Here is a 15,006-nt window from a genome sequence, read left to right on the forward strand (position 1 = left end):
AGGGATTTTAGGAGAGTTTAAAACTCATAACTTACGCTTAAACGCGTGGTGCGAGGCATAATATAACGGCCATTTGGTGCATCAGCATTACGAGGATCACCTTCGGTAATGCCTTGTTCATCAGTTAAGTTATCAATAGCTAACTGTATTTTAATACCTTCCATAGGCTCAACAATTAAACCTAGGTCAACTTTTTCATAGCCTTCTAATGTAACAGTATTTTCGTTGTCGCCCCAACGATCATCAACTGCTGAAATTGTGCCGTATAGAGTTGCATACATGCCGCTGACTTCAAAGTCATAGCTCGGTGTAACACGTACTTGCCATTTTGGCTGACGTTGGCTTTCGTTGCCTTCGTTGGTCGGGCTTTCTGTGATCTCAGTTTCTTGCAGTGTTGAGTTTAAGTTAACTGAGAAACCAGATTCGTGGTTATAGTTATAATCAAGCTCAATACCGTATGCTTCATTTGTTAAAATTTCAGCAGGGGCGCCTGGACGACGAACAAAAGTGTCACCTTTTACTTCATTCGTGAATAAAGTGGCATAAAAATCAGTGCTATCAGTCAAAAGCTTGTAACCGAATTCAGCCTGTGTCACTTCTTTGATTAACTTTTCGCCGCCTTGGTAAGCGCCGTAGTTATCACGAAAATCATCGAAATAAGGCATTTTATAACCACGGTTAACACGTGCAAATACACCCATATCATCATTAATTGAGTAGTTAATACCTGTTGTCCATGATGTTTTGCTTTCATCGTACTGGATAGATTTAGTAATAACACCATCTAGGCCTTCATCTACAGTGTATTCTACTTCGTGATTTTCAAAACGAATACCTGCATCAAGTGTGAATGCATCATTGATTTTATACTGAGCTGTTGAGTAAAACGCATTGGTGCGTGCATCACCTGTCGAGTTAATATCGTAGTTCCATGCACAACCTTCAGTACTTGCATTACACTCAATGTCATTTAACATCTCACCGCCAGCTTCAAGTACATGATAAGCAGCGTTTCCTAAGCTCCACCAGTCGTTTGCAGATGTGCTTGCTGTGTAATAACCGAATGCGGCAGACAGGTCACCAAAGTCTTTAGAAAAGGCAAGATCATTAGTGAATGAACTAATTTCTTTTAATACAACCCAACGGCCAAGTTGTTGTACTGGTGTATCCGCATCATAGACAGTGCCTGTTGCTGCACCTGCTGCGGTTTCACCATTTGTTGCTACTTCACCCAATGTTGTTGCAGAGCCTGCTGGAACAAGGCCGTAGGTATTTGCATCACCTTTAGTAAAGTTAAAGCGATCTACAAACTGCCAGCCATTATCAAATTCAAGCTTGATGCTACCGCCAGACACATGACCTTTCCAACCGCGCCCTTCACCTAAGTCAATTTGATGTTCATCATTGTTAGGGCCAGTATATATAGTTGCTTGACGATTTAGAGTGCCAAGTTGTGTGTAGCCAGCATCAATACCTTCAACATTTAAAGGCGTAGGTAAGTACCACGCACCGTGATCATCGGTATGACGGCTGTATAAGTTGATGGTGCCATTGTCTAGCACCTTTGTAAGGTTAATCGTAAATTGATTGCCTTTTTCTGAGGTAAAACCTGCGTCACGAATACCAGGTGAACTCTTAACGTAACCACCTACCATGTAGTAAAAATCTTCAGAAATTTCACCACTTACCATCGCATCAATACGTTGTAGGTCATAATCAGATGTTGTGTACTTAAAAATAGCTTCGGTATCTTCGCTACCGCGCTTTAAGCGGAAGTTTGTTGTTAAACCGGGCTGACCGTTTGAAACAACTGGGTTAGGGCCACCGCGAAGTGCTTCCATTGTCTCAATTGTTTCATCAAGGCGGAAAATAGAAGAGTTTTCTAAAAATGAGAGCGTCGGAGCAGGGTAGATAGGAGAGCCATCAATGCTAATTGTTAAAAATGGTGCATCACCACCACCCGGAAAGCCACGTACAAATACGTTCGCGCCTGATTCACCACCAGAGCTTTCTACCCAAACACCAGGTACAGCTTTAAACAAGTCCGCGGTGCTTTTAGGTGAAAGTTTAACAATTTGGTCAGCATCAATATTCGTCACGGCATAACCGGCGTCAATTTTGCGAACACCTACACCACCTGGTGTACCAGATACAATAATGCGTTCTACTTTTTCTTCTGCTGCCTGTTGTGTCTGCTCTTCAGCAAAAGCAGTTTGGCCTGACATTGCTAAAAGAATTGCGGATGCAATTGCAGTTCGTGTGTGTTTTGTTGCCATAGTTTTTTCCCACTAATCTGTTGTTAAGTACACTGCATAACAAGATTTTAAAAAATTGTTAATGCTTTGCCTATTTAAACCATAGAAGTTTATGCAAACGTTTGCAAACAATTTTGTAACTGTTTTTCACAATTTTCTTGGTTTCTTCCAGTTAACTTGGTTTTGTTATTGATTTTTAATAAAAAATTTTAAGCAGTTGTTTGTTTAAAAAAATGCTATATTGTTATCCCAGTTTAAGGATTACTGTGTTACTGCCATGAACGATAAAAAATTAAAATTAGTTGATCTTGCTAAATTAGCAGGTGTATCTACCTCGACAGTGTCAAGAGCACTTAATGATAACCCTTTGATTAAACTAGAAACTAGGCAGAAGCTTCAGCGTTTAGCGAAGAAACACAACTTTAGTCTGAATACTGCTGCAAGCCGTCTTCGAACGCAAAAAACCAATGTGATTGCTGTGATGATCAATCTTGATGGTGACACAGAACAATCAATTAATGACCCTTTTTTACTGAAACTTGTTGGCGAAATTAACCTTGCACTGAATAAGCATGGCCTCGAACTTTTACTTTCTAATTCATTTATGGCAAGTGATGATTGGGTCAATTATTTCATCAACAGCCGTCGGGCTGATGGTTTGATTGTTGTCGGACAAGGTAAAAGCCAGGCGAATATTGAGGCAGCTGCAAATGCGGGTGTTCCATTGGTTGTTTGGGGCGATCCAAAAACAGAAAGTAATTACCCTATAGTTGGTAGTGATAATTACTTGGGAGGCCGTCTAGCCACTGAACGCTTACTTGAGCACGGTGCAAAAAATGTGTTGTTTTTGGGCGATCCTGCTCACGCTGAAATTGGTGAACGCTACAGAGGCTACTTAGATGCAGTTTCAAAGGCAAAAGCCACACCAAATGTACTGTCTATCGATATCACGAGTAAAGCTGCCTATCAGGGTATAAATCAGTTACTGGTAGATAAGGGGCTTTGTTTCGATGGGATTATGGCATGTAGTGATATGGTCGCTCTTGGCGCTATGAAGGCCCTTAAAGAACGCTACATCAGCATACCAAATGATGTTGGTCTTATCGGATTTGATGACATTTCTATGGCTGATATTAGTCATCCATCACTTTCAACTATTAAGCAAAATACCCAGCGCGCCTCTATTATTTTGGTTGAAAAACTACTTGCACAACTCGCAGGCCAAAAAGTTAACTCCCAAGTTGTTGAAATTGAAATGATAAATCGACAATCTAGCAAATAGAGCTCGGTTTTTTGTGAATAAATTGTGTATTTTGTTATTGCAAACGTTTGCAAAAGAAATTCCACTCAACTAGACTGAGTAAAAATTACTTTCGGTATAGTTAAATGGCTTCATTAAGAATTACCATAGCGTTAGCAAGCAGCTATTTTGTATTTGCAATTATGCTCAATAGTGTAGGCACTGTTATTTTACAAGCAATTAATAGCCTGGACGTTAGCAAGACGGATGCCTCTGTTTTAGAGGGATTTAAGGATTTGAGCATTGCCATTATGTCTTTTTTAGTCGCTTCATTCATTCCAAGGATAGGCTACAAAATCGCGATGCTCTGTGCATTATTGTTAGTGTCGGCTCTTTGTTTATTGGTGCCAAGCATTGCTGAATTTTGGGTGCTAAAAGCATTATTTGCTGCAATTGGTTGTAGCTTCGCTGTAGTGAAAATCTCTGTTTACTCAATTATTGGTCAACTTTCTGATAACGCGAACAAACATTCGTCTTTGCTAAACACTATTGAAGGGGTGTTTATGCTTGGGGTGTTATCGGGTTACTGGATCTTTGCATTATTCATCGATGCTAATAACCCCCAAAGTAACGAATGGTTGAATGTTTATTACATGCTAGCAGCGATCGTCTTAGTGACTACCTTTACTGTTTTAACAGCGCCAATTAAATCTCCTGAGTTACATAACCAGAAACAGTCACAAGTAGACGCTTTCTTAGATATGCTGAAATTAACATACCAACCCTTAGTGCTTATTTTTGTAGTTAGTGCTTTTTTATACGTTTTAATTGAACAAGGAGTGGGTACCTGGCTGCCTACCTTTAACAATCAAGTTTTAAAACTCCCCGTTGATGTCAGTATTCAGCTCGCTAGTTTATTTGCTGCAGCGTTAGCGCTTGGCCGTTTGGTTGCTGGGCAAGTACTTAGGTTTATTAGTTGGTTCAAGATGTTATTGACTTGCCTGATTACAATGGGGCTGTTGATTTTACTTGTTTTACCTCTTACTCATGATGTTGATGGCAGCCAAGTAAAAAATATTTTTGATGTGCCTTTTGCGGCATATATGTTGCCTCTAGTCGGTTTTTTTATGGCACCTATTTACCCTTTACTCAACTCAGTCATGCTGAGTTCTTTAGAAAAGCATAAACATGCTGCGATGACTGGCTTAATCGTTGTTTTCTCGGCTTTAGGGGGCACCACGGGTTCAATAATTACGGGCTTTGTGTTCGATAAGTTTAGTGGCCAGCACGCCTTTTATTTAACTTTGCTGCCAATAGTCCTGTTGTTAGTAAGTGTTTCGGCGTTTAAAAAAGCGACGCTTGTTTTAGAAAATGGTCTGACACGTCAGGCAATTAAGGAATGATTATGAACTTTGTTAATAGCCAGCTATTTAAAGATGTGCAAATGGCAGAAATTTTTGCTGATTCTAAAACATTTGCAGATGCAGTCCCCAATTTATCTTGGCAGAGTGCGAGTGAGTTATACCAATTAGTAGGTCCTCTGCAAGGTGAAAAGCTTCGTGAGTTTGTTATGTCGCACTTTTCATTCGCCAACCAAGCTATACCAATGGCGAAACTCAATACGACATCGGTAAACCAGTATATACTCGATCTATGGCCGCACCTGCATCGCAGTGCCGATAGTGATTTATCAAGCTCTTTGATGCCTCTACAGTTTGACTACATTGTTCCTGGTGGACGTTTTCAAGAAATTTACTACTGGGATAGTTACTTTACAGCATTAGGCCTTGAGGACATAGGCGACCTGGCAACCATTGAAGCAATGGTTAATAATTTTATTGACTTGCAAAAGCGCAATGGCTGCATTCCAAATGGAAATAGAGTTTATTACAGCTCTCGGTCTCAGCCGCCCGTTTTAGCTTTGATGGTCACGCTATTATGGGAGGCTAAATATGAGCAACGCAAAGATTTTTCTTGGCTAGAAAATGCGATAGCGGCATTAGAAGCTGAATATCAGTTTTGGATGAAAGGGTGTGAAGAGTTAGTTGACGATAAACAAGCTACTAAGCGTGTCGTTAAAATGTCTGATGGGGCTATTTTAAATCGATATTGGGATAGCGCCCGCTCGCCACGACCAGAGTCGTTGAAAGAAGATTTGCATGATGCGCAAAATCTTTCAGCTGATCAGCAGTTGAGTTACTTTCAGAATATTCGTGCTGCCTGTGAATCAGGGTGGGATTTCAGCAGTCGCTGGCTCAGTGAGCCAAGTGATTTGAAGAGTATTGAAACAACAAATATAGTACCTATTGATTTAAATTGTTTAGTTTATAACCTCGAAAAGACCTTAGAAAGGTTTTACAGCTTAATTAACAAAGAGCATAAAAGTCGAGCAATTGCTGAACTGGCATTATTTAGACTAGAAGCAATTAATCAATATTGTTGGGACAATGATAAAGGCGTTTATAGAGACTTTAATATTCGTTTAAATAAGCAAAGTCCCATTGATTCTATGGCAATGGCTGTACCTTTATTTGTCGGTGCTGCATCTGAGCAGCAAGCTCAGCAAGTAAAAACGAAACTAATGAGTGACTTTTTAAAACCTGGAGGGTTAGTTACAACATTATCTAATACTCCTCAGCAGTGGGATAGCCCTAATGGCTGGGCACCTCTGCAATGGTTTGCTGTTAAGGGTTTGCTTGACTATGGCTTTATCAGCGAAGCTGAAGCTGTCATGAAAAATTGGTTGAGTATGATCGAAATGCGTTTTGCTGAGGATAAGTGTCTTCTTGAAAAATACAATGTATGTGAATTGGTAAGTCGTGCTGGTGGCGGTGAATACACAGTACAACAAGGGTTTGGTTGGACGAACGGCGTAACATCACGTTTTTACAAACTACTCAATGACTCACTGTAAAAGGGGAGATGCGAGTATGGTCATTTACAATTTGTTAACTCGCGCGCCTAATCATCCAAATGGATTGGTGATGTTGTAAATTACTAAAATAAAGGGTTATAAATGGTTGAATCATGTATCCAAATTGGGTATTGTGAATAAAATGTTTCAAGGAAGAAATGAGATGATTCAACCAACTTCTGTTTTTCTAAAAGCACAACCAAAACTGCAAAACCGTAGTCAAAGCTATCAATATTTAATCAAGATGCTTGATGCATTCTTTGTCCGCGTCAAAGTAGATACAAGCTTACCCCAAGATGCGATGCGCGACGAATTTGATCTTTATCTGATAGATAGCACTAACACCGATTGGAAAGACCTATTACCAGCAGAATTAGTACAACTTGCTAAGCAAAACTCAGTGGTTATTTTTAATGCAGATGCTGACGCCATCTGTGAAAAGAACCTACTTTTAAATGGCATTAAAGGCGTGTTTTTTGCCGAGCAATCACCTGAAGATATTTTTTCAGGGCTTGTGAGAGTGATCAATGGTGAGTTATTTTTTAGTCGTAAAAGTATTTCTACAACCTTTAATCACATGCTTTATGCTATGTCTCGTAGTCAATTTAGTGCCAGTAATGATTCGGTAAATAACGATATTGATCTCAGCTTACTAACTAAACGCGAGAAATCAGTGATTCATCTACTTGCACAAGGCGCGAGTAATCGAGATATCGCAGAGCGTTTAAACATCAGCGATCATACGGTTAAAACCCATCTTTACAGCGCATTTAAGAAAACATCATCACGTAATCGCGTAGAACTAGCTAACTGGGCACAAAGCTACATGGCAGTGAGTTTGTCTTTACAAAATACACAGTGATTATAATCCAAAGGTGTAAGTATTGCGTTTAAAGGAGAGTGATTTTACCCAGTGCTTAGCTCTAGCATGGTTAGTAGTAGTTCTTGGTGACGAAAGTCGGCAGTTCATTTTAAGTGTGTGACGCTGTGATGTTCAGCGCCACAATTCAATTAGACCGCTTTTGCAGCCCAAATACCTTTGTTAATACCTTTTAGTACAAGATCACTTAATGCTTTTTCTATTGCTTGAGTTACGCAGATGCTCATAGGCTCGTTGTCGGTAAAACCGGCTTCTGCTTCAGCTAAACGCTTGTAACTGACATAGCGAAAGAACCCTGCGCGCATTTCTTGACTGAGCACTTTTTTGCTTGTCGCAACGGATAGCAAAACTTGGCCTGTGCGAACATCGACAGCGCGTAAATAAATTGAGATTGCATCCTCACGGTATAACTCTGATGCGCCAATCCCGAAGTATTCCATCCCAATACCGCCCGTTTTAATATTAGTATCGTAGCTGATGATACCGCCTTCTAAGATTATTTTTGCAGTCGTAAGCGGTGGCAGTTCAGGCAGTTTGTCGTTTTCGGCTTGCGCGGCACGAATAATTTTACGCTCAGTCAAAATATTTTGTAGACCTTCACGTTCTACCGGAATAAACCAATCTGATTCATGTAATGCTTGCACTAAAATAGAGTTTGCGCCTTGGGTCACTGCGGTAGAAAACGAACTGACATTAGCTTGAGGTTTGTATTGCCCAGTTTGGTCGCGAAATGAATACACAGAAACAGGAATGCTGCCCACTGGTTGTGGAAGTGCTTGCAATGCCTTAAAGGTTTCTGTTGGCTCTAGTGTACTTGCGAGTTGCTTTGTCGGTGGAATTAAATTGCCCATTGATGAACAACCCGACAAAATTACGATTAGTGTGGTTAAGATTAAACTTCTCATTATCCAAACCTCGGTACTTCAATAACTGTAATTGTTCCATCAGAAGTATTTGTTATTCTTACAGTAATAGAATCGCTAGTACTGGTAATGATCTGAATTTCATAATCACCTGTCATGAAGATAGAGTCACCGTTAAAAATACTGTCGTCGATTTCATCACCAAACGCCATATCGGTGATCTCACGAACCATGCGATTTAAATAGGTACGCTCTAATGAGTCTTGAAATTTTTCACCATAAGTTTGTTCGATTGTTGGCGCTTTATGTTTATTCTGGGATTGCGCTTTATTAAGCAGCATGCTGCCATTGAGTGGACTGCCACCAAAACTTGGATTTATAGGGGTATAAACGAGTTCAGTTGCCCAACTGTAGAGGGGGCAGAGTATTATTATTAGTGTTGTTAAGTATTTCATTTTACCATCCATTTTTTGCCATATCAGGTGATGATTGCTGCATTTGACTGCGTGCCATTGCATCCATTACGCTATACATGGCTTGTTTAACACGCTCATCTAATGGCTCTAAACGACGCCCTAGGTAGGTAACGTACACAATTTGGTTGTTCATTCTTAAAACAAGGCGAGTACCCGCTCGAGGTAATACCGTTTCTTTTATTTCGATATTAAAGCCAGCTGTTGAAGGTAAGTCGCGCCAAAGATTGGCAAACTCAAAATAAAATTGATGGCCAAATCGGCTAATGCTTCTATCGAGTACTAAACCATCAATTTCGAGATCTTCGCCATAACTAGCAGCGCTTTGAGCTGCAAGCAAGATACAACATATGCGGAGAAAGTTATTTAATTTCATAGCGAAATGAGGGAGCAAGGCTCCCCCCTAAATATGATTATTCTTGGGTTACAGTCGCGATATTGCCATCACCTAGCTGAGTGATAACGACCGTGCTGTTAGAGCCAATCATTGAGCCTTCTACAAGGTTAGCATTACCTTCTTGGACAACGACCAGTGAATTACCTTCACCACCTAACAAGAATGCGCCTTCACCAATGCCTGCAACAAAGTTTTCAGAACCAGTTTGGCTAATATCAACTGAATTGCTACTTCCTTCCATGATAAGGTCAATCGCATTTAGTTCACCAACTTGTGTGAAAGCAACCTGGTTATTGTTGCTATCAAGCACACTTGCAAACGTTAGTGCGGCTTCATTTAGATTACCTTCTTGGTTAATCGCAATATCATTATCATTTGAAGATAGCGATGTATCTGGATAAGAAGACTGAACCAGTACCGTGTTTTCATCACCTGCTTGTGCAATATCAACGTTATTATCGTTGCCATTGAAGTTAGCAATATGTGCACTGTTTGCATCACCAATTTGGTTTGCAACAAATTCATTATCATTGCCAATTGCACCAAGGTATACATCATTGCCGTTACCATTTTGGAATGCCGTTAGCTCGTTATCATTGCCAATTGCATCTAAGCCTGCAGTATTCCCATCTTGCTTTTGATTAACAAGTAACGTATTGCCGTCACCAATTAATACCGCTGATTCAAAGCTATTGCTGTTGCCTTCTTGGTCTGATTTAACTTCGTTATCATTACCTGTAACTTCAGCAATTAACGCAGTGTTTGAGTCGCCATCTTGCTCAAGTTCAACTTCGTTGTAATCACCACGAACAGAAGTTAATGTTGCACTGTTAAAGGCACCGGTCTGGTCAATTGTAATGTCGTTGCCATTGCCGACAATTTCATCTGACGTAAAGGCGTTGAATAAGCCTTCTTGAGCTACTTCAATCGTGTTGTCATCACCAATGACAGTATTAAATGTAGCTTCATTTAATAAACCAACTTGCTCAGAGCTTACTGTGTTGCTATTGCCTTCTAAATCGAAGTTGTAGAACCAGTGGCCCCCATCACCTTGGGTTACATTAATTGTATTTTCATCACCTGTAACTGTGTTAATAGCTTCATTATTAATACCAAAGAAGCCAGCACCTTGTTGTTCAACACGAATAGCGTTGTCGTTACCTACTGTTTCAGACAGTGCGCCATTCATTGTGCCATTCTGAGTATGAGCAACATCATTGAAATCACCTGTATTATAAATAAGTGATAAGTTAGATGTTTGTGCTTGGTTAACTTGAACTATATTGCCGTCACCAATACTGACGGTTTCTGCACGTTGTCCAGTGCCTTGCTGGGTAATAACTGCTTCATTACCCACACCTGTTACAGATACTTGATCTAGAATAATTGAGTTGCTAACACCTAAAGTTGTTACCTGAGTAGCAAGCTCAGAGCTAGACTGCGCTTTGTCATCAGTATTTGCGTTAGCAGCAAAGCTTGAACCGAGTGCAAAGGTGATTGCACAGGTAATAAGAGACTTTCTTAACTTCATGATTATTTCCTTTAAATTATTATTAATCAAAGCCCTAAAATATTATTTTTGCTTTTAGGGCCATGTACCGGCATGCCTTGCCGGATTAAATTGCGTGATATTCAAGTGTTCGCTAACAATCAGAAGTGAATGAAGCAAAATTGTTAAATGCACTGAAAAGATAAAGCAATTAACAGAAAATCACTTTAGACAGATATGGAATAATATAAAATCAGCAGTTTTTGTGGTTTTAATTAATTCTTTATTTTCATGATCTTATAATTATCTAATCAGGTTTTGATATGAGGAATTATTACAAAGCAGTAAAAAAGTTTGATAAATAACCTCGGGTAATTGACGTTCCATTTGTCACGAAAAAGGCTGATTTTTATCTGAATTTAGAATCTAAATTGGTAAAAAAGAATGGATTTGCTGCCTGTTTAATTTTTTTCCTTGCCTGTTATCTGCAATTCGCCATTTATGGGGTATGCCGCGTGATAATCATTTTCAGAAGTAATGAGCTTTGGTGGTCGAATCATGTTGATTCGGTCAGTATTACTAATTATGGATAGTAAATATGAAAACTAAATTATCTGTATTAAGCCTCGCCTTATTACCTTGTATAGGTGCTGCGCAAATCAGCACACCAGCAAAAACAACTCTCGTCGGTGCAAGTGAAGATTCTGTACTCGTTATGTATAAAAAGGGCACTTCTGCAGCAATGCGTGCTCATGCTCGTAGCTTAGTCAGAGCCACAATCAGCGATATGAATAAAGATGGTGTTGATGATAATTACTCAGCGATTTTATCTGGCCGTTTAGCTAAGTTTAAAATTGCAGGAATGAGTACAAAAGAAGCTATCAAGCGTCTACAAACTCATGCCGCCATAGAATATGTAGAACCAGATTATCGAGTCTCAATTGCAAGTGCGCCTAATGATCCAGATTTTTCATCATTGTGGGGGTTACACAATGAAGGTCAGACAGGTGGTGTAGATGATGCTGACATCGATGCGCTTGAAGCATGGTCTATCTCAACAGGTAGTCGCGATGTTGTTGTTGGTGTGATTGACACGGGTGTTGATTACAGCCATGAAGACTTAGCTGATAATGCATGGATCAACCCAGGCGAAATTCCAGGAGATGGCATCGATAACGACGGTAATGGTTATGTTGATGACGTTCACGGTATTAATGCTATCACTGACTCTGGTGATCCAATGGATGACCAAGGCCATGGTACTCACGTATCGGGTACAATTGGCGCGTCAGGTAATAACAGCACGGGTATTGTAGGTGTTAACCACGAAGTATCGATTGTAGGTTGTAAATTTTTAAGTGCAGATGGTACCGGTTCCACTTCTGACGCTATTAAATGTATTGATTACATGGTTGATCTTAAGAATCAAGGCGTAAATTTACGTGTTCTAAATAACAGTTGGGGCGGTGGTGGCTTTAGCCAAGCTCTAGCGGATGCTATCACAGCGAGTGAACAAGCTGATATCTTATTCGTTGCTGCTGCGGGTAACGATGCGGTTGATAATGACCAAAACCCTCACTATCCGTCAAACTACGAGCACGACAGCGTATTATCTGTTGCCAGCACTGATAGCAGAGATAACATGTCTAGCTTTTCACAATGGGGTTTAACCAGTGTTGATTTAGGTGCACCGGGTAGTGCTATTTTATCAACGGTACCGGGCAATGGTTATGCTAGTTATTCGGGTACTTCAATGGCAACACCACATGTTGCGGGTGCCGCAGCATTAGTGCTATCGATTAATCCTGATTTAACAGCGCTTGAACTCAAAGAGTTGCTAATGAATAGCGGTGACCAGAATGAAGCACTACAAGGTAAAACAGTGTCTGGCAATCGTTTAAATGTGAATCAGGCACTAGAACAAGCTGATCCGACTCCAAGCTTCAAAATCTCGGTTTCGCCAAGTTCACAGCAGATTACTGCTGGTGAAACGGCAACTTATACCTTTGAAATTGGCTCAATCGCCCAGTGGGAAGGTGTTGTTAGCCTAGCACTTCAAGCTGACTTAGCGGGCGCAACGCTATCGCAAACTGAGGCGGTACCGGGTGATGTAGTTACTTTAACTGTACCAACAGAAGAGGCAACAGCGTGGGGTAGCTATAGTTTTGTTGTTGATGCAACATCGGGCGAGCTAGCTAAACAAAGCAGTGCGTCATTGTTTGTTAATCCTGTTGGCTTAAATGACTTTACTTACTCAAATGAAACACCTGCGTCTATTCCAGATAACAATGACACGGGTGTTGATTCAATCATTACAGTTGCAGATGAACTGTCGGTTTTCTCAACGGATGCAAGTATTGATATTGCTCATACTTATATTGGTGATTTAATCGTTACCTTAACGTCGCCGCAAGGTACAACAGCTACACTACACAGCCAATCAGGTGGTGGTGCTGACGACCTAGTACAAAGCTATTCGCTAGCAAACTTTAATGGTGAAGTTGCGACAGGTGATTGGGTACTTAATGTGAAAGACGTACTGTCAGCTGATACGGGTACTTTAAACAGCTGGTCACTGACGTTTAGCGCTATTGGTGAAGTAAGCCCGCAGCCACCACAAGCTGGCTTTGCATTTGAAACATCAGGCTTAAATGTCACTTTCACTAACACCAGCACTGATAGTAACGATGATATTGTTGCTTGGGCGTGGGACTTTGGTGACGGTGCTTCTTCAACAGATGCTGACCCTATGCATAGTTACGCACAAGCGGGTAGCTATGAAGTAACGCTAACTGCGACCGATAGCGAAGGTCAAACAGATACGTTTACACAAACGGTTGTGGTATCTGATGTCGAAATTGAGCTATCTGTTAAACGTGCAAGTAAAACACGATTAGGTACGATGCGTGTTGATTTAGGTTGGCAAACAGTGGCCGATCAAGTAAGCATTTATCGTAACGGTGAACTACTTGAAACAGTCGCTGATCGTGGTTTCTACCGCGATGTACAGCGTAAGGCTGAGTTGCCAAGCTATGAGTATCAAGTATGTGTAACTGAAACGACTTGTTCTAACCCAGTAACAGTGTCCTTCGACTAACATTGTTCCACACGACAAAGCCCAGTTTCCCCGCTGGGCTTTTTTATTTGTATTACAAAATGAGTTTTCTACTACAACAATGTATAATATGCGCCCGTTAAATGTTGACTTGTCGTATTGATGTGGGGTTGTGAGTGAAAGCATTGCTGAAACAGCATGGTGTAATTTTTATTCTTCTAAGTATGCTAACCGGGTTAATGGGGGCATTCGTTAACCCATTGATGAGCTTATTTATTGTAGAAGGGTTGCGAGCACCCCCTATGTACTTAGGTGTTTATGTGGTGGCGGTCACCATTATGGGGTTAGTTATCAGTCAGTGGCTAGGTAGCATGGCTGATAAAGGCACCAGTGCGCGAAAGTTATTTATGGTGGCTGTATCGGGTATGGTGTGTGCGTTAGTGGCCTTTGCGAATGCTACTGCATTTTGGCAAGTCTTGCTCGCAGGCGTGTTGTTTCTTGCAATGGGTAATGCGGCAATTCCGCAAATGATGACCGTGGCAAGACAATGGGCTGGGCGTCAACAGAACATCGACATCACCAGTTTTAATTCCCGTTTACGTGCTGCTATTTCCTTTGCTTGGGTGGGCGGTCCGCCACTTGGTTATTTGTTAGCCGCTGGAGGCGAGTTTAGCCGCTCGTTTTACTTTGCTGCGGTGTGTGCCTTGGTTGCTCTTATTTTTGCATTTAAGTTTATTCCTGACTACAGCGCTAAGAAATCACAAAATGGCTCAGAGCCTGCAGCCGGAGCGAGTTTATCATTTTGGTTGTTGGGCTTAGCTATTATGCTTGGTTCAACGGGCAATATTATGTATTCATCGGCACTGCCGCTTTATAGCATTACTGAACTAGGATTCGCTGAACATACGCCTGGGCTGTTTATGGGTGTAGTGGCGCTGTTAGAAATTCCTATCATGCTGTATGGGGCTAAGCTTGCTAAAAAATACAGTAAAGTCGCGATGCTTGCGGTGGCATTTTGTTGTGCCATTGTATTTTATTTAGGAGTGTTTTTTGCCACTCAAGTTTGGCATTTGATCGCGTTGCAAGTATTGAATGGGTTGTTTTACGGTATTTTTGCGGGCATTGGCTTAACCGTATTACAAGATCAGCTCCCCGAACGAATAGGGTTTATCTCAGCGTTTTACACGAACGCCATTAAACTGGGTGTTATGTGCGGGGCAGGGGCAACTGGGGTTGTTGCACAGTTTTATAGTTTTAGGTTTGCAACACTTGGCTCAATGCTAGCAGCAAGTTTAGCCCTTGGGTGCTTAATACTATTTAGTTATGTAAAACGAAATGAGCAGCAACCTAGTCAAATACAGCACCCTTTTGTTACTGTTGGTAAGAACACATAAACGCAAAAAGCCCAGTAAACACTGGGCTAAAACGAGGGAGGAGAGT

11 protein-coding genes are annotated in these 15,006 nt (G+C 40.9%); 6 read left to right on the plus strand and 5 right to left on the minus strand.

Going from position 1 to position 15,006, the window contains the following annotated elements:
- Positions 1-17: 17 nt before the first annotated feature.
- Entirely contained in the window at positions 18-2,276 is a 2,259-nt protein-coding gene (locus NO991_RS01450; RefSeq protein WP_138599237.1) for a TonB-dependent receptor, read from the minus strand.
- Positions 2,277-2,532: 256 nt separating this feature from the next.
- Here NO991_RS01450 and NO991_RS01455 point away from each other — a divergent pair, with 256 nt between their 5' ends.
- The 4 genes from NO991_RS01455 to NO991_RS01470 all read left to right on the plus strand — a co-directional run bounded on the left by NO991_RS01455 (position 2,533) and on the right by NO991_RS01470 (position 7,271).
- Positions 2,533-3,537 carry a LacI family DNA-binding transcriptional regulator gene (locus NO991_RS01455; RefSeq protein WP_054554018.1) on the plus strand — a complete coding sequence of 335 codons (1,005 nt, stop codon included), beginning with the start codon at positions 2,533-2,535 and terminating at the stop codon, positions 3,535-3,537.
- 104 nt (positions 3,538-3,641) lie between these two features.
- Positions 3,642-4,898, plus strand: a complete 1,257-nt coding sequence (locus NO991_RS01460) for a sugar MFS transporter (RefSeq protein WP_054554017.1) — start codon at positions 3,642-3,644, stop codon at positions 4,896-4,898.
- Positions 4,899-4,900: 2 nt separating this feature from the next.
- The gene (locus NO991_RS01465; protein WP_138599239.1) at positions 4,901-6,409 is read left to right on the plus strand and encodes a trehalase family glycosidase; all 1,509 of its coding nucleotides are present in this window, start codon (positions 4,901-4,903) and stop codon (positions 6,407-6,409) included.
- Positions 6,410-6,572: 163 nt separating this feature from the next.
- On the plus strand, positions 6,573-7,271 hold the full coding sequence (locus NO991_RS01470; protein ID WP_054554015.1) for a helix-turn-helix transcriptional regulator: 699 nt from the start codon (positions 6,573-6,575) through the stop codon (positions 7,269-7,271).
- 149 nt (positions 7,272-7,420) lie between these two features.
- Here the strand turns inward: NO991_RS01470 and NO991_RS01475 are convergent, their stop codons facing one another.
- From NO991_RS01475 to NO991_RS01490, 4 genes are read right to left on the minus strand one after another with little or no spacing between them, the layout of a single operon-like run.
- A complete protein-coding gene (locus NO991_RS01475; protein ID WP_054554014.1) occupies positions 7,421-8,194 on the minus strand; it encodes a CsgG/HfaB family protein in 774 nt (257 codons plus the stop codon).
- Positions 8,194-8,619 (minus strand): curli assembly protein CsgF, encoded by a 426-nt coding sequence (locus NO991_RS01480; protein WP_054554013.1) that lies wholly within the window; start codon positions 8,617-8,619, stop codon positions 8,194-8,196. The genes NO991_RS01475 and NO991_RS01480 overlap by 1 nt, the downstream gene beginning before the upstream one ends.
- Complete coding sequence (locus NO991_RS01485) at positions 8,609-9,001, minus strand: curli production assembly/transport protein CsgE (protein WP_371351704.1); 393 nt, start codon at positions 8,999-9,001, stop codon at positions 8,609-8,611. Before NO991_RS01485 ends, NO991_RS01480 begins: the two co-directional genes overlap by 11 nt.
- A 37-nt stretch (positions 9,002-9,038) precedes the next feature.
- The gene (locus NO991_RS01490; RefSeq protein ID WP_371351591.1) at positions 9,039-10,553 is read right to left on the minus strand and encodes a curlin; all 1,515 of its coding nucleotides are present in this window, start codon (positions 10,551-10,553) and stop codon (positions 9,039-9,041) included.
- A gap of 556 nt (positions 10,554-11,109) precedes the next feature.
- Between NO991_RS01490 and NO991_RS01495 the strand changes: the two genes are divergently transcribed.
- A complete protein-coding gene (locus NO991_RS01495; protein ID WP_371351592.1) occupies positions 11,110-13,608 on the plus strand; it encodes a S8 family serine peptidase in 2,499 nt (832 codons plus the stop codon).
- A 134-nt stretch (positions 13,609-13,742) separates the two neighbouring features.
- Entirely contained in the window at positions 13,743-14,960 is a 1,218-nt protein-coding gene (locus tag NO991_RS01500) for a sugar efflux transporter (protein ID WP_371351593.1), read from the plus strand.
- Positions 14,961-15,006: the final 46 nt, after the last annotated feature.

This window comes from Pseudoalteromonas sp. DY56-GL22 (assembly GCF_041414715.1).
GTDB classification, from domain to species: domain Bacteria; phylum Pseudomonadota; class Gammaproteobacteria; order Enterobacterales; family Alteromonadaceae; genus Pseudoalteromonas; species Pseudoalteromonas simplex.